Source organism: Vaginisenegalia massiliensis, from assembly GCF_900604935.1.
In the GTDB taxonomy this organism is placed as follows: Bacteria; Bacillota; Bacilli; order Lactobacillales; family Aerococcaceae; genus Vaginisenegalia; species Vaginisenegalia massiliensis.
In genome coordinates this window covers 101,305-117,928 of sequence record NZ_UWPC01000005.1, presented here as the reverse complement: position 1 = coordinate 117,928, position 16,624 = coordinate 101,305, and the positions used below count along the sequence as shown (strand labels likewise).

Here is a 16,624-nt window from a genome sequence, read left to right as displayed (position 1 = left end):
AATGAAAGCATTAAGTAAACAATTAAGGCCCTATTGGTTGACCGTCCTGGTTATTATGTTATTCCACGTGGTTCAAGCCTATACGACCTTACTTTTACCCGATATTACCTCCAAATTAATTGATACCGGGATTCAGAATAAGGGCTTTGAGTATGCCGTGCCTTTTGATTTAACCGCTAAAGGCTACCAAACACTCAGTCAGTTGATGTTACCGGATGAACAAGAGGCCCTTACACAAAACTATCAAGAGGCCAGTGATGGTCATTACCAGTTAAAGGCTGATATCAAAGCTGAGCCAAAGGCCCTATCAGCATTAGAGAAGAAATTAATCAAGCCTTTAGCCATTAGTCAAATGCGACAACAATTAACACCAGCCCAACAAAAAGCCATGCAATCACAGATGGCTTTGCAACCAAAGCGAGATCCCAAAGCGATGGTCCAGGCCGTACGACAAAAAGCGGACCAACAAATGGATAAGTTAGGCGATAGTGTGGTTAAGAGCGCAGCTATCCGATATGTAAAGAGTGAGTATGAAGCAAGTGGTAAAAAAGCGGACCAACAACAGATGCGTTACTTATGGCGTCAAGGGGGTTGGATGCTAGCCGTGTCACTATTAGCCATGTTAGGGGCGGTAGCTGGCCATTACTATTCAGCTATTGTTGCGGCTAATATCGGTCATGATTTACGCCGTTTATCTTTTGATAAGGTCCTACAATTCTCTCAAAAAGAGATGAACGACTTTTCAGCTGCTTCCTTGATCACACGGTCTACAAATGATATTCAGCAGATTCAATTAATTCTCACTGTTGTTTTACGGATTACACTCTTTGCCCCAGTCTTAGCAGTGGGAGGAATTATGCACGTGATTGCGACCAAATCGACGATGACTTGGATTATTGTCGTGGCGGTTGTAGCTGTCTTGGCAATCGTAGGCGTGCTGTTTGCATTGACTATGCCACGCTTTAAACGACTTCAAAGCCAAGTTGACAAGGTAAATCTCTTTGCCCGTGAAATTCTTACTGGACTTCAAGTTATCCGCGCGTTTGGTCGCCAAGAGACAGAAAGTCAACGCTTTGATGGGGCCAGCCAAGAGCTAAAATCCACTTATTTATTTACTAACCGGGCCATGTCCTTTATGATGCCCCTCATGATGATATTAATGAATGGGGTTTCTATTCTCATTATTTGGGTAGCTAGTGATAAGATTGGTCAAGGTAGTATGCAAGTTGGGGAAATGACGGCCTTTATGAATTACGCCATGCAAATTATCTTCTCCTTCTTAATGTTTTCCATGATGGCCGTGATGTTTCCGCGGGCGATGGTGGCTGCTGAGCGGGTTCAAGAGGTAATTGACAGTCCACTTTCGATTCAAGATCCGGCAAACGCAACGCCTTTACCAAGTCAGATCACAGGCTTAGTTAAATTTAACCATGTTGCCTTTCGCTATCAAGGGGCGCAAGAGGATACCTTGCAAGAGATTAGTTTTGAAGCGAAACCAGGTCAAACGACCGCCATTATCGGTTCAACTGGAGCAGGGAAATCGACTATCTTACAGTTACTGATGCGCTTCTATGATGTCACTAAAGGACAAATCACCATTGATGGCATTGATATTCGCCAATTTAGCCAAGCGGATCTTCGCTCCATGATGGGTTACGTTCCTCAAAAAGGTGTGCTCTTCTCGGGTACAATTGAATCGAATATTGCTTATGGGGTAGATGATTTATCTCCAGCCAAACGTGATTTGGCAGCTCAAATTGCCCATGCGAGCGAGTTTATCCAAGAAAAAGAGGATGGTTACCAAGCTGCGATTGCCCAAGGTGGCTCTAATGTCTCTGGTGGACAAAAACAACGCTTATCTATTGCTCGAGCTATTGCTAAAGATCCTCAAATTTTCTTGTTTGATGATTCTTTCTCAGCTTTAGACTATCGTACAGATGCTTCCTTGAGAAAAGCCTTGGGAGAACAAATTAAAGATGCGACGGTCATTATTGTGGCTCAACGAATTTCGACAGTTTTGGATGCGGATCAAATTATTGTCTTGGATGAAGGTCAAATTGCGGGAGTGGGTAATCACGCAAGCTTGATGAAGACATCTAAGGTTTATCAAGAAATTGCCCAATCGCAATTGTCGCAAGTGGAATTAGCTCAATATGGTCAGGCAGGAACGGAGGGACAAGATGGCAGATAATACCAACAATACAAAACTAAAGCGCCCAGCTGCAAATCATGGCGGGCGGCCTAATTTAGGGGCTGTTGAAAAGCCGAAAAACTTTATGGCCTCGATTAAACGAATTACAGCGGATATCCTTTCCTATAAATGGAGTGTTCTCTTAGTCTTAGTGACCTCTGTTTTAGCGACAGTCTTCAACATCATTGGGCCTAAACAAATGGGTCGAACGACAACTGAACTATTTAAAGGGATTATGGCAAAAGTCCAAGGCACGGGAGATATCCAATACGACAAAATCGGGCAGATTTTATTTTGGGTCCTAATGCTCTATGTCGTATCAGCCGTCTTTCAAGCCGTTCAGGGTTATGTGATGAGTACCATTTCGCAAGAAGTGACCTATAAATTACGTCGTGATTTGATGGATAAGATTGATCGAATGCCGATGGCATACTTTGAATCTCAGCCTTATGGTGAGGTCTTGTCCCGGATTACAAATGATATCGATACACTAGGAAATGGTTTGAATCAATCTTTGACAACGCTTATCACCTCGGTATTGACCATGGTAGGTGTCTTGTATATGATGTTCTCCATCTCACCTTTAATGACCTTGATTGCCATTCTGATTGTTCCTTTAAGTATGGGAATTATTGGTGTCTTAATGAAAAAATCTCAGGTCTTCTTTAAAGCCCAACAAGCTTCTTTGGGAGTTATCAACGGGCAGGTTGAAGAAGTCTTTGCGGGACAAACGATTGTAAAAGCTTTTAACCAGGAAAGCCAAGTGGCAGCTAATTTCCATGTTGAAAATGACCGCTTACGCGAATCAGCTTGGAAATCGCAATTCTTTTCTGGCTTGATGTTCCCTTTGATGCGCTTTATGGGTAATCTTGGGTATGCTGGGGTCGTGATTGCTGGAGCTTACTTAGCGATGCAAGGTAAGATTCAGGTAGGGGATATTCAAGCATTCACTCAATATGTGAATCAATTTACCCAACCTATCACCCAGATTGCGCAAGTCGTTAATATGATGCAATCGATGGCAGCTGCTGGTGAACGCGTATATGAGTTCTTGGACGAAGAGGAAGAAGATCAACTTGTTGGTGAAACGTTAGATGTGTCCCAAGTTCATGGACAAGTTAGCTTCGATCAGATTGGTTTTGGCTACCATGCGGACCAACCTGTTATTGGTAACTTCTCAGCTTTAATCCAACCTGGACAAAAAGTGGCTTTAGTGGGGCCAACTGGAGCTGGTAAATCAACAATCGTTAAACTTTTGATGCGCTTTTATGATGTGAATCAAGGGCGTATTTTGCTCGATGGGCAGGATATTAAAAATTATTCGCGGCAAAGTTATCGCCACACCATGGCAATGGTTTTACAAGATACCTGGCTCTTTAATGGAACGATTCGCGAAAATATTCGCTATGGGCGTTTAGATGCTAGTGATGAAGAGGTGATTCAGGCTGCTAAGTCAGCCCGTGTCCATCACTTTATTCAATCACTACCAGACGGTTATGATTTTGTCTTGAATGAAGAAGCGTCCAATATTTCGCAAGGGCAGAAGCAATTGTTAACCATTGCTCGGGCTATTTTAGCCGATCGTCCTGTCTTAATCCTCGATGAGGCGACTAGCTCGGTTGATACTCGAACTGAGGTACTTATTCAAGAGGCTATGGACCGTTTAATGAAAGGACGGACCAGCTTTGTGATTGCTCACCGGCTATCGACCATTCGGGATGCTGATTTAATTCTGTATATGGAGCATGGTGACATTGTAGAGCAAGGAAATCATGAACAATTGATGGCTTTAGATGGCCGCTATGCTGAATTGTATAACAGTCAATTTGTCAAAGTGACTTAATGGTCAGACCAATATATAAGTAATTCTTTGAAAGTGAAATTCTAAATTAGGATTTCGCTTTTTTGTGTAAAGGGACTCCATTTTTTTATATGAAGTTCAAAATATATCAGGGGTAAAAAATTTTTATGTTATAATGACAAACATGATAGGATGGATGAGACAAGAGAAAGGTGATTCAGTTGTGAAATTAATAAGGACTTTTGGTCGGGTAGTACAGCGTAGTTTACAAGTGGCCACGACAATAAGCCTAATAGGCTTGGGAACTCTTTTGGCAGTCAATGCCTATGTTGTGTGGTCTACGCAAGGACAAATGCTAACAGCCAAAGAAGTTAGCCAAGCGACATGGGTCAACCAAAAGACTCCTATATTAGTTTTGGGGGCAGGGGTTATTGATAATCAAAAGCCTAGTGAAATACTAGCTTTACGGCTAGAGGCGGCTCAGAGACTTTATCGCTATTTGCCGGACAATCCCTATGTGATGAGTGGCGATCATCGCCAGGATAATTATAATGAAGTCCAAGTGATGAAAGACTTTTTAAACCAACGAGGTTTGCCGAGTCAACGTATTTATCTTGATCATGCTGGCTATTCAACTTATGAAAGCCTTTATCGACTTAAGCACGTCTTGAAGCAGGACAAGGTGATTATTGTGACCCAAGGCTACCACTTGGCTCGAGCTTTGATGATAGCCAATGGCTTGGGCATTGAAGCGGTTGGTTTACCAGCTGAAGAGACACAAGCGGCCCGGCCCAACCGTGAATTCCGGGAGCTGTTTGCTCGTGCCAATGATTTTGTGGCTGTTTACTTAGGTTTTCAGGAGAAACGGCCAGAGACTAAATTTGCATTTAACTTGAATGTCGATGGCAATCGCACGAATGACAAACAAAATTTAATCAATCCCTGATTAAGCATTGAAATATAGGAATAAGTCACGTATACTGTGAACAGAATTAAGGACTTTAAGGTAGACCGAGAGTTTACCAAGCACTTATCGAGTATCAATTTGATAAACGTTTTTTAAGCCCTTGATTAATCAAACAAGGGCTTTTTTTGTGCCCAGAAGGAGTAAGAAATGGAAACAACACCAAATAAAGCGTTATTGTATGATACACATGAGAAACCACCTTTTGTAAAAGGGCTATTTTTAAGCTTGCAACACGTCTTTGCTATGTTTGGGGCAACAATCCTAGTCCCTCTCATTTTAGGTATGTCTGTGTCAACCGCTCTTTTAGCTTCAGGTTTGGGAACACTTATTTATATTGTAGCGACAAAGGCACAAGTTCCCGTGTACTTGGGCTCATCGTTTGCTTATATTTCTGCGATGGCTTTTGCCAAAGAACAAATGGGCGGAGATATCTCCGCTGCTCAATCAGGTATCTTTATTGTTGGTCTGATCTATGTTGCCGTGGCTGGTCTGGTTACCCTTATCGGTACGGAATGGATTGATAAGCTCTTGCCGCCGATTGTGATTGGTCCGATGATTATTGTGATTGGTCTTGGCTTAGCTAATTCAGCAGTAACCAATGCTGGTTTTGTTAAAGATGGCGATTGGAAGAATGTGGTCATCGCGGTAGTCACATTCTTGATTGCAGTTACCATATTTTCGCGCGGTAAAGGCTTTGTTCGGGTGATCCCTTTCCTAATTGCTATCATGGGCGGTTATCTTGTGGCTCTCTGCTTGGGTAAGGTTGATTTTACGCCTGTCTTGAAGGCTCCATGGATCGCCTTCCCTGACGTCAGTCTTCCATTTAAGCACCACTTTGCTTTTGCCAAGACACACCGTTTCTATTTTGGTCCAGAAGCCTTGGCCATTATTCCGATTTCAGTCGTCACGATTGCAGAGCATGTCGGCGACCATACGGTTTTAGGAGAAATTTGTGGACGCAACTTCTTAAAAAAACCTGGTTTGGCTCGCACTTTAGTGGGCGATGGCTTGGCCATCTGTTTATCAGCCTTAATTGGGGGGCCTTCAGAAACAACCTATGGAGAAAATACAGGTGTCGTAGGAATGACTCGGATCGCTTCTGTATCAGTGATTCGCAATGCGGCCATAATTGCCATCGCTATCAGTTTCTTCGCTAAATTTACGGCTTTAATCTCAACCGTTCCGACCGCGGTTCTTGGTGGTATGGCCATTCTTTTGTATGGGGTTATTGCCTCAAATGGTTTAAAAGTTTTGATTAAAGCCAAGACGAATTTTAATCACCCACGAAATCTAGTGATTGCTTCAGCTATGCTTGTGTTGGGTTTAGGTGGGGCAGTCTTACCAATTAGTCAACATTTCTTAATTTCTGGAACGGCCTTAAGTGCGGTTGTGGGTGTGATTTTGAATTTAATATTACCCGCTGAAGCGGATGATGATTTACTTGATTAAGAACTTAAATCAGTCTTAAGAAGGATATAAAGTTAAAGAGTCTTCTATATGATAGTCATACATTAACGAGAAGAAAGAGCTTCTTGCTTAATGGATGGCTATTTTTTTATTTATGGGGTTCTAGCAAATCAGATGTATTGTGGCTTCAAAATTGTTATACTCTGTTTAGAGATAACTATTAAATTGACCCCAGAGGAGGAGTTCCTATGTATTATGATTCAAGTATTATTTTAGTGTTTATTGGGATGGCACTTGTCTTGTATGCTCAACACAAAGTCAGCTCAACGTTTGCAAAGTATAGTGAATGGCCAACCGAGTTACAGATTACCGGTCAAGATGCCGCTCGGGCTATTTTAGCTGAAAATGGCATTACAGATGTGGCTCTAGAACATGTCCCAGGGGACTTGAGTGATCATTATGATGCACGAAATAAGGTCTTGCGTTTATCTGACGCGACGGATAAAGCAACCTCAGTCGCTGCTGTAGCTGTAGCTGCTCATGAATGTGGTCATGCTGTGCAAGATGCTCATGGTTATGTTCCTTTAAGATTACGTGCGGCTTTAGTCCCTGTAACTCAATTAGGATCGACTATTGCTATGCCTCTTATTTTTATTGGTTTTGCTTTATCTATGATGCAATTAATTCGGTTAGGTATATTCGCCTTTGCCATGGTACTGGTGTTTCAGGTGGTGACTTTACCGGTTGAATTTGACGCTAGTAACCGAGCGATGAAAGTCTTAGAGAAACAAGGACTACTCACTGCCGAAGAATTGCCAGCCGCACGCCGTGTTTTAAATGCGGCAGCTTTAACCTATGTTGCAGCAACCTTGAGTACGGCGCTTCAATTATTACGTTTTATCTTGATTTCACGCAATCGGGATTAATAGCCCTGATGGGTGACCCCCAAGGAGGAATGGACGATGAAAGTATGGCAACGATTAGTGCCTAAGAAGGTTAATCCACAAGTTGTGGATGACTTGATGGCCAAAATAAATCGTGAAGTAGAAAAGATGCCTCCGATTAATATTCTGCTAGTAGGTAAAACAGGATCGGGAAAGTCAACCCTAGTGAACGCAATCTTTCGCGAACAGTTAGCTGAGACGGGGATTGGACGCCCAGTTACCCAACAAATTCAAAAAATTACCAAACCAGGTATTCCGCTGACCTTATATGATACCAAAGGATTAGAACTCAGTGCTCAAGCACAACGGGAAGTTTTAACTAGTTTTTCTGACTTGATTCAACGACAAAAAGCTAAGGGACCTCGTGAAGAAATCCATCTTGTTTATTACTGCTTGAATGCTACCATGGGACGGATAGAGGATTACGAACGTGATTTAATTCAAACTTTAGCCAAGCAAATCCCTGTTATCTTGGTTTTAACGCAAGCTATTGGGCAAGAGTATGTCACCTTTGAACAGTACTTACGTCAACAGAATTGGCCGGTTAAGGCCATTGTGCCCATCTTGGCCAAGCCATACTTGATACAAAAGAAAGAGATGGTGTCTAGCTTCGGCTTACAAGCCTTGATTGATCAAAGCTTAGCGGTGATCCCGTCGCAGGTGCATCAGGCTTTTATCAATGCCCAACAAATCGATATCCAACTTAAATTGGATAAAGCGAGAAGTTGGGCTAAAACGTATGTCACGTCAGCTTTTGGTGTGGGCTTTACGCCAATTCCTGTAGCTGATGCAGCACTGTTAGTACCCATGCAAATTACCATGTTGGCGCATCTGTCGGCTATTTTCGGTTTGTCTTTAGATAAAGCCCAATTAGTCAGTCTTATTGCCGGTTTAGGGGGTACGACAGGAACAACGGTGATGGGGCGGATGATTGTCGCCAATGCGATGAAATGGATTCCGGGCCTTGGGACAATTTCGGGTGGTATCCTATCGGGTGTGACAGCAGGGGCCTTAACCTTAGCTTTAGCTTATTCCTACATTGAAATGTTACATCAAATCGCTAAAGCAGAATTGACGGGCCGCGACCTTCCTATGAAAGAATTGCAGAAATTAATGAACCGTTCCTTTGATCAACAATTGGCTGAAATTAGCAAGCATCTACCTAACGCTGTTAAAGATAAAACGGTCAGTCAATGGGTTGACCAATATTTCAAAACTAATCCAAAGAGCTAATCCTGTTTTGCAATCACTCTGATTATGAATCCGTATCAAATTCCAAGCGAGTAGCCTTGTACTTGCCAAGAAGGTGATACGGATTTTTTATTTCAATTTTTAGTTGCTATCTTTATTTTGCCTATTTTGGAGAGGGGAATTTGACAAACGTGATAATTGTCGGTAAGATGTCTTTTGGCTAATAGTAACAGTTACACGAAAATGTAGATTAGAATGATTCCCAAGGAGGGCTAACATGAACATATTAAAAGTAGAAGATTTGTCCTTCTTTTATGAAAAGGAGCAAGTGCTCAATCGTGTCAATTTTGAAGTGAATCAAGGGGAATTTGTTATTTTAACGGGAGAGAATGGGGCGGCTAAGTCAACCCTATTAAAGACTATCTTAGGTTTATTGAAACCAGCTAGTGGTAGTGTAACGATGGCAAAAACCACTGCTGATGGGAAAAAATTAAGCGTGGGCTATGTTCCCCAAAACGTTAATTCTTTTAATGCAGGCTTTCCTTCCACGGTGCAGCAATTGGTAGAATCGGGTCGCTATTCGGAAAATGGTTGGTTTAAAAAATTAAGTCGCCAAGATCATGAACATGTTGATCGTGCCTTAAGTTCAGTGGGCATGACCCAGTTTCGTCACCGTAAGATTGGTGAATTATCTGGAGGTCAGAAGCAAAAGATTTGTTTAGCCCGTGTTTTTGCCCAGGATCCGGATTTCTTTGTCATGGATGAACCGACTACAGGGATGGATCGCCAATCTCGGCGGTCTTTCTATGAATTGCTACGGCATGCATGCCAACATCATGGCAAAACAATTTTGATGGTGACTCATGCCGATGATGAGATTGAAGGATATTATACGCGCGAGATTCGCTTAGTAAGAGAGGAGGGAACCCAATGGAGATGTTTCAGTATGACTTCATCCAACGTGCCTTCTTAGCCGGAGCAGCTATTTCATTGATTACACCAATCTTAGGTCTCTTATTAATCTTGCGACGTCAGTCCTTGATGGCGGATACCCTTTCTCATATCTCTTTAGCCGGAGTAGCTTTAGGAATTATCCTACAAGTGCACCCGACCTATACCACTCTTTTGGTCGTAGTAGTTGCCTCTGTTTTGATTGAATATTTGCGGATGGTTTATCGGGACTATTCTGAAATTTCGATTGCCATGATGATGGCTACCGGGATGTCTGTTGCTTTAGTCTTGATGAATTTGAATCGCAATGCGACTAATTTTAAGATTGAACAATTTTTATTTGGCTCCATTGTTCTGATTTCAGATCAAGAGGTTAAAATGCTGCTAGGCTTAGCCTTGATTCTAGGTATTCTCTACTTGATCTTCCGCAAGCCCCTTTATGTGGTCACCTTCGATGAAGCGACGGCGCATACCAGTGGGTTACCGGTTAAGTGGATTTCGATCATTTTCTCGGTAGTAACCGGGGTAGCTATTTCAATAATGATGCCCATTGTGGGGGCCTTATTAGTTTCCGCATTAATGGTGATACCTTCAGCGACTGCGATTCGCATTTCTAAAAGTTTTGGTCAAGCTATTATTATTGGTATAATTATTAACTTTTTGGGTATTTTCGCTGGATTAACTGCATCTTATCAATTAGATACCCCGCCAGGGGCATCGATTGCTTTATGTTTTATTATGATTTTTATATTAGTAACGGTGGTTCATCGTCTGATCACCCACCGTCGATAAAATAGCTAAGTTCATCTTTCATTTATTGCTTTGTTCAGTGAATGATCGATGAGCTTTTTTTGTTCATGAAAAATTAAATTGTGATAAAAATTGCGAACTTTAGCCAAATTTTCGGTGTAATAGTTAGTATTAATTGGTATAATAGATAAGCATTGTAAGAGAGGGGGGAAAAGATGCAACAAGAAGCACTAAAAATCAAACGCAATCACCGGATGCTCTATATTTGTCAATATCTGGTTGAACACCCCAATGAACTCATTAGTCTGTCGCAATTTGTCGATTATTTTAACTGCGCCAAGTCCTCGATTAGTGAAGATATTGATTTTGTTCGGGAAGTTTTTGAATATAATCAGCTAGGAAACATCCAAACAGTGGCGGGTGTAGCTGGTGGGGTTATTTACTATCCTGCCGTTAAAGAAGAGGAAGTCCAAAGCTTGTTTGCTGCTATCGAAGAACGACTACAAGATGGCAAGCGTATTCTACCAGGGAATTATGTCTATGTAGCTGATATCCTAGAAGATGCGATCACCTTAAATAAGATAGCTAAATTAATTGCTACCCGTTACCAACATCAAGAAATTGATGCGGTTATGACCATTGAAACCAAAGGGATTGGATTATCCGTGGCCGTGGCACGCTATTTAAACGTTCCTTATGTGGTGGTTCGGCGGGGCTCAAGTGACAGTGAAGGGTCAACCTTATCTGTTAACTACGTATCGGGTTCGTTACAAACGGTGATGAAGATGGAGTTATCCAAACGAAGTTTAGCACCGGGTTCAAAAGTGTTAATTGTCGATGACTTTTTACGAAACGGTGGAACTATCAACGGACTCCTTACCATGCTTGAAGAGTTTGAATGTCAAGCTGCGGGAATTTGTGTTTTTGCTGAAAATACAGATCAAGAGAAACAAGAATTACCACGCTATGTGTCACTAGTTCAAGTCCAAATTAACTTCAATGAAGATGCCCGTCATTTTGAACTGCGGATTAAACCCGGCTCTTTCTTTAAAGAATAAAATTAAAGCAAGAAAAGTTTTTTATGGCAGGATGGCTTGCGTCATTCTATAATAGAAAGAGAGACAAGAAGATTAGGAGTGTTTAGATGAGTAAACGAATGGCAGTGGTTTTAGCTGCAGGTAAAGGAACTCGGATGAAATCATCCCTCTATAAGGTTCTGCACCCAGTATGTGGTTTGCCAATGGTTGAACATGTAATTCGTGCGGTAAAGGCGAGTCAGGTTGAAGAGATTGTCACCATCATTGGACATGGAGCTCAACAAGTAAAAGAAGTTCTTGGTGATGCTTCGCGCTATGCTATGCAAGAAGAGCAACTGGGAACAGGGCATGCGGTCTTGCAAGCGGCTGAATTATTAGCTGATCAAGAAGGACAGACTTTAGTTATTTGTGGAGATACGCCTTTATTCACCGCTGAAACTTTAAGTGAGCTTTTTGCTCAGCATGAAGCCCGTGGTGCTCAAGCAACGGTACTTACGGCTATATTGGCGGATGCAACGGGTTATGGACGAATTGTTCGATCTGCTCAAGACGATGTTGAACGAATTGTGGAACATAAGGATGCAACCGAAGAGCAACGTCAAATTAAAGAAATCAATACTGGAACCTTTGTTTTTGATAATCAAGCCTTGTTCAAAGCTCTAGCTAAAGTGACTAACCAAAATGCTCAAGGTGAATATTATTTAACGGATGTCATTGAATTAATCAAAGCGGATGGAGGCCTTGTTGGCGCTCATGTGATGGCCGATCACTTAGAAAGCCTTGGCGTAAATGACCGTCGGGCCTTAAGTCAGGCCAACCAAATCATGTCACGACGGATCAATCAAGCGCACATGGTGGCAGGCGTTTCGTTTATGAACCCAGATACGGTTTATATTGAAACCGATGTCACGATTGGACCAGATACGGTCATTGAGAATGGTGTCCTACTCAAAGGCAAGACTAGCATTGGATCGTCATGTTATATCGGCGCTAATACTGAGATAGTGGATAGTCAAATTGCTGACCAAGTAAAAATTACGCAATCGGTGATTGAGTCATCTACCGTAGCTGAGGGAGCAACAGTGGGACCATTTGCTCATTTGCGTCCTAAATCATATTTAGGAAAAGACGTACATATTGGTAATTTCGTTGAAGTCAAAAATTCAACAATCGGTCAAGGAACTAAGTCTGGTCATCTAACTTATATTGGCGATGCAGATTTAGGTGAAGGTATCAATATTGGTTGTGGCACCATTTTTGTTAATTATGATGGCAAGCGCAAATTCCGCTCTAAAGTCGGAGATCAAGCCTTCATTGGCTGTAATGCAAATATTGTGTCACCGGTTGAGATTGGTCAGCGAGCCTTTATTGCCGCAGGAGCGACCATCACTAACGATGTTCCCGATGAAGCGCTAGCAATTTCGCGGGTGGAACAAAGCAACATTTCTAACTATTGGCAAAAATTTTTAAATAAATAATTAAATGGGGGAATATTAGAGTGACTGAAAAACATTACACGGACGCAAGCTTAAAAATCTTTTCACTAAGTTCAAACCGTCCTTTAGCTGAGAAAGTAGCCGAAAAAGTAGGGATTGAATTAGGCCAAATCAATATTTCACACTTCTCTGATGGTGAAATCAAAGTTAATATCGAAGAAAGTGTTCGTGGGGACCATGTTTATATTATTCAATCAACATCATTCCCAGTTAGCGACCACATGATGGAACTATTAATTATGATTGATGCATTACGCCGGGCAAGTGCGAAAACGATTAACGTGGTTTTACCTTATTATGGTTATGCTCGTCAAGATCGTAAAGCCCAATCACGGGAACCAATTACAGCAAAATTAGTAGCTAACATGATCACAATGGCGGGTGCGGATCGGGTCTTAACTTTAGATCTACACGCTGCTCAAATTCAAGGCTTCTTTGATATCCCAGTGGACCACTTGATGGGGGCTCCACTTATTGCCAACTATTTCTTAGAAAAAGATTTAGTGGGAGAAGATGTAGTGGTTGTATCTCCTGACCATGGTGGGGTGACTCGAGCACGTAAATTGGCTGAATTCTTAAAAGCGCCAATTGCTATTATCGATAAACGTCGTCCAAAACCAAATGTAGCTGAAGTAATGAATATTATCGGGGATGTTAATGGAAAAACATGTATTATTATCGATGATATGATTGATACAGCTGGAACAATTACCTTAGCTGCGCAAGCGTTAATTGATAAAGGGGCTAAAGAAGTTTATGCTTCATGTACGCACCCAATTTTATCTGGACCTGCTTGCCAACGTTTAGAAGAGTCTCCTATTAAACGTGTGGTTGTGACGGACTCCATTCAATTAAAAGATCGTCCATTAAGCAAATTAGATATTATCTCAGTGGATGAATTATTAGCAGAAGCTATTAAACGGGTTCATGAAAATCGCTCTGTAAGCCCATTATTTAGCGAAACTTACAAATCAGCAATTAAAGACTAAACAAAGTGTAGATCTATTTACTCGAGTTGGGAGAGCAACTCGAGTTTTTTTGTTTGTGGATAACTAAATTAAATTAAAAGTCAGACTCAAGAAGGAGCAAAAGCTTAAAAATAAGCATTATTATGGATAAAAGGTAGATAAATTGCCTTATTATCATTATAATATGTTGGTGAAATTATACCGCTAGCCAAAGGCTAAACTTAAACATCAGTAAATAGGTGTCGTTCGTTTAAGTTGAAGAAAGGAAGTAAGCTGTGAATAACCGCTATGAATGGAATAGTATATTACGCTTAGGCGTGGTGATTATTGGGGCTTTAGTTTCCCTGATGAGTATCTATTTGTCTTTTATGATTAAATTTATGGGTCAAGTACCGGGACGCAATTTTGCTGCTCTACAAGGATCGTATTTATGGATTTTGATTGGCTTTGTTGTCATCAATATCTTGTTCGGAACCTATATTTTTTACAATAAAACCCTAACTGATCTCTTTTATTTTTCGATGCTCAGTCAATTTGTGCTAAATATTTATATGATGGCTCTGACTTATGCAGGGTCTTGGTTAACCTTCCCGCGCTCCGTTATCTTGATCAACTTTTTTGTTGGGACCTTGGTGATGTTCTTATTCAATTCTATTGTATATAAAGCCTATCATCATTTCCGGGGTGTCAAGAAGGTCATGGTCGTCGGCCAATCAGACCGAGTTTTGGAAGCCGTTCGCAATTTTGATATGATGTCCAATCGACGTCATGTGGTCTCTCATGCTGTCTTATCTAATTATTATCAACATGTTCGCGAATTATCGGATCAAGTTGATATTGTCTATCTAACAGGAGATATTGACGAACCCGAACGGATTCGGATCTATGATTACCTGATGAGTCACAATAAGAAACTATTTATTTCAACAACGTTTCAAAATTTGATGATGGTTAATCCAAATATCATGAATTTTGAAGATGAAAGTATCATTGAAGTCTCTCCGTTTAAAATTTCTGCAGAAGATGATTTCGTAAAACGAAGCTTCGACATTCTAGTTTCTTTAGTCTTATTGATTGTGGCTTCCCCAATTATGCTTGTGACGATGTTGGCGATTAAAATGGATTCACCTGGGCCTATTTTCTATAAACAAGAACGGATTACCAAAGACCACCGCCACTTTAATATCTTGAAGTTCCGTTCAATGACAGCAACAGCTGAAGCGCAATCAGGACCAGTATTGGCCACGTCTAACGATGCGCGAATTACTCGGGTAGGTAAATTTATCCGTTCAACGCGAATTGATGAGTTACCACAGCTTATTAATGTGTTGCTAGGGGACATGTCATTAGTTGGCCCCCGTCCTGAACGGCCATTCTTTGTTGAACAGTTTAAAGAGCAAAACCCTTATTATTCCTTGCGCCATCATGTACGGGCAGGGATTACCGGCTATGCGCAAGTATATGGTAAATACTCAACCGACTTTAACAGTAAATTGAATTTTGATTTACTGTATATTAAGAATTATTCCTTGGCGTTTGATTTTAAATTACTTTTCCAAACAGTCAAGATTCTTTTCGATAAAGTGTCAGCCCGGGGTCTTGATGAGGAAGGACCACGCACATTAGATTGGCAAGATTTTGCTGAAAAAATGACGATCATTCGCTAAGAATACAATCAAATAGCTAGAATTTTAATTAGGCAATCCACGCAAGAAACTTTTGCGTGGATTTGTTTATAGTCAGAACAACAGTACTATAGCTATCATTTATCTGATAGTTAGCGGATATCCGTACAAATTATCTGAGGCTAAAGATTTTTTTGAATTAGCATTCATATTGTTAGGGGATTGACCATATCTTGTGTTATCATGAAGACAACAACTTAGAGAGGAATGATATGTGTATGAAGAAAACGATGAAATGGATTTCGAGCGTTTTAGTGGCGTTCATGTTAGTGCTTTCAGTGTTGCCTACAGCGCAAGCAGCGGCCAATGTTCAAGATGTGATCAAAAAGATTAGCCAAGCTAATCAAAATGCTGACTCTGGTTTATTCAAAGGCAATATTACTATTACCTCTGAAGATAAAGGTAATAAAGAAGAAATCGGTACGGTTGATGGTGAATTCCAATTTGACCTTAAAGCTGCCCCTATGTTAGCCCTTAAAGGGAATTTAGCATCACAAATGGCTGGTTCTAAACCAATTGCTTTAGAAGCTTACATTAAAGATAATAAAGCCGCATTCAAAATGAATGATCAATGGCAACAAGCTGATGTTACTCAATACGTCAATGACTTTAAGAAACAATATGACGAAGCTAAAGCACAATATAAAGAACCAACTAAAGAACAATTAGCTTTACAAGAAAAATACATGGACTTTAAAGAAGAAGGTAACGAATATATCTTCACTTTAAAGAAAGACATCAAAGCGGAAGAGTTATATGCTGACTTAGATAAAGCTTATGATTTTGAAGCCATGAAAACAAAATCTTTAGAACAAGCTAAAGAACAAGCAAAAACCCAAGGACAAGAAATGACTCCTGAAATGGAAGCTGAAATGAAGAAGGCATTTGACAAAATGTATAGTCCTGAAACACTAGCTTTATTCTTAAAGAATAATCCTGTTATCGAAACTCACTATGATAAGAAGACTAACCAATTAACTAAGATGGTAGCTGATATTACTTTACCATTAAAAGAAATGATTGCTGCGGGTCAACCAGAAACAACTACAGCTGCTGAAAGTGATGCATCAGGTGCAAGCTTAAACGCAGCAAATGATGCACCAGAAAAATTAAACATCAAATTAGACTTTACTTTCTCTGGTTTAGGTGAAGCTCAAGATGTGCAAGTTCCTGAAGAAGCTCAAAAAGCTCCTGAAGCTGGTGCAGAATCATCATCTGAAGCATCAAGTAACTAAT

13 protein-coding genes are annotated in these 16,624 nt (G+C 40.8%); all 13 read left to right on the top strand.

The features are described from left to right. Position 1 precedes the first annotated feature (1 nt). The 13 genes from EIH20_RS04815 to EIH20_RS04755 all read left to right on the top strand — a co-directional run bounded on the left by EIH20_RS04815 (position 2) and on the right by EIH20_RS04755 (position 16,623). Positions 2-2,191, top strand: a complete 2,190-nt coding sequence (locus tag EIH20_RS04815) for an ABC transporter ATP-binding protein (protein ID WP_124058305.1) — start codon at positions 2-4, stop codon at positions 2,189-2,191. Further along, positions 2,181-4,034, top strand: coding sequence for an ABC transporter ATP-binding protein (locus tag EIH20_RS04810; RefSeq protein ID WP_206424105.1), 1,854 nt, complete (start codon positions 2,181-2,183; stop codon positions 4,032-4,034). Before EIH20_RS04815 ends, EIH20_RS04810 begins: the two co-directional genes overlap by 11 nt. Positions 4,035-4,167: 133 nt before the next feature. Next, on the top strand, positions 4,168-4,938 hold the full coding sequence (locus tag EIH20_RS04805; RefSeq protein ID WP_124058301.1) for a SanA/YdcF family protein: 771 nt from the start codon (positions 4,168-4,170) through the stop codon (positions 4,936-4,938). Positions 4,939-5,106: 168 nt separating this feature from the next. After that, positions 5,107-6,408, top strand: coding sequence for a uracil-xanthine permease family protein (locus tag EIH20_RS04800; protein ID WP_124058299.1), 1,302 nt, complete (start codon positions 5,107-5,109; stop codon positions 6,406-6,408). A 206-nt stretch (positions 6,409-6,614) separates the two neighbouring features. Then, complete coding sequence (locus tag EIH20_RS04795) at positions 6,615-7,292, top strand: zinc metallopeptidase (RefSeq protein ID WP_124058297.1); 678 nt, start codon at positions 6,615-6,617, stop codon at positions 7,290-7,292. A 36-nt stretch (positions 7,293-7,328) separates the two neighbouring features. After that, positions 7,329-8,543 (top strand): YcjF family protein, encoded by a 1,215-nt coding sequence (locus EIH20_RS04790; RefSeq protein ID WP_124058295.1) that lies wholly within the window; start codon positions 7,329-7,331, stop codon positions 8,541-8,543. Positions 8,544-8,778: 235 nt separating this feature from the next. After that, positions 8,779-9,474 (top strand): metal ABC transporter ATP-binding protein, encoded by a 696-nt coding sequence (locus EIH20_RS04785; RefSeq protein WP_124058293.1) that lies wholly within the window; start codon positions 8,779-8,781, stop codon positions 9,472-9,474. Next, complete coding sequence (locus EIH20_RS04780; protein ID WP_124058291.1) at positions 9,432-10,244, top strand: metal ABC transporter permease; 813 nt, start codon at positions 9,432-9,434, stop codon at positions 10,242-10,244. The genes EIH20_RS04785 and EIH20_RS04780 overlap by 43 nt, the downstream gene beginning before the upstream one ends. 173 nt (positions 10,245-10,417) lie before the next feature. Then, positions 10,418-11,260, top strand: a complete 843-nt coding sequence (gene purR / locus EIH20_RS04775; RefSeq protein ID WP_124058289.1) for a pur operon repressor — start codon at positions 10,418-10,420, stop codon at positions 11,258-11,260. Between the two features lie 86 nt (positions 11,261-11,346). Next, a complete protein-coding gene (gene glmU / locus EIH20_RS04770) occupies positions 11,347-12,717 on the top strand; it encodes a bifunctional UDP-N-acetylglucosamine diphosphorylase/glucosamine-1-phosphate N-acetyltransferase GlmU (protein WP_124058287.1) in 1,371 nt (456 codons plus the stop codon). 20 nt (positions 12,718-12,737) lie between these two features. Then, a complete protein-coding gene (locus EIH20_RS04765; RefSeq protein WP_124058285.1) occupies positions 12,738-13,724 on the top strand; it encodes a ribose-phosphate diphosphokinase in 987 nt (328 codons plus the stop codon). Between the two features lie 254 nt (positions 13,725-13,978). Next, positions 13,979-15,370: a sugar transferase gene (locus EIH20_RS04760; protein ID WP_124058283.1), complete on the top strand. Its 1,392-nt coding sequence runs from the start codon at positions 13,979-13,981 to the stop codon at positions 15,368-15,370. 230 nt (positions 15,371-15,600) lie between these two features. Beyond that, positions 15,601-16,623 carry a hypothetical protein gene (locus EIH20_RS04755; protein ID WP_124058280.1) on the top strand — a complete coding sequence of 341 codons (1,023 nt, stop codon included), beginning with the start codon at positions 15,601-15,603 and terminating at the stop codon, positions 16,621-16,623. The last annotated feature ends 1 nt before the right edge of the window (position 16,624 follow it).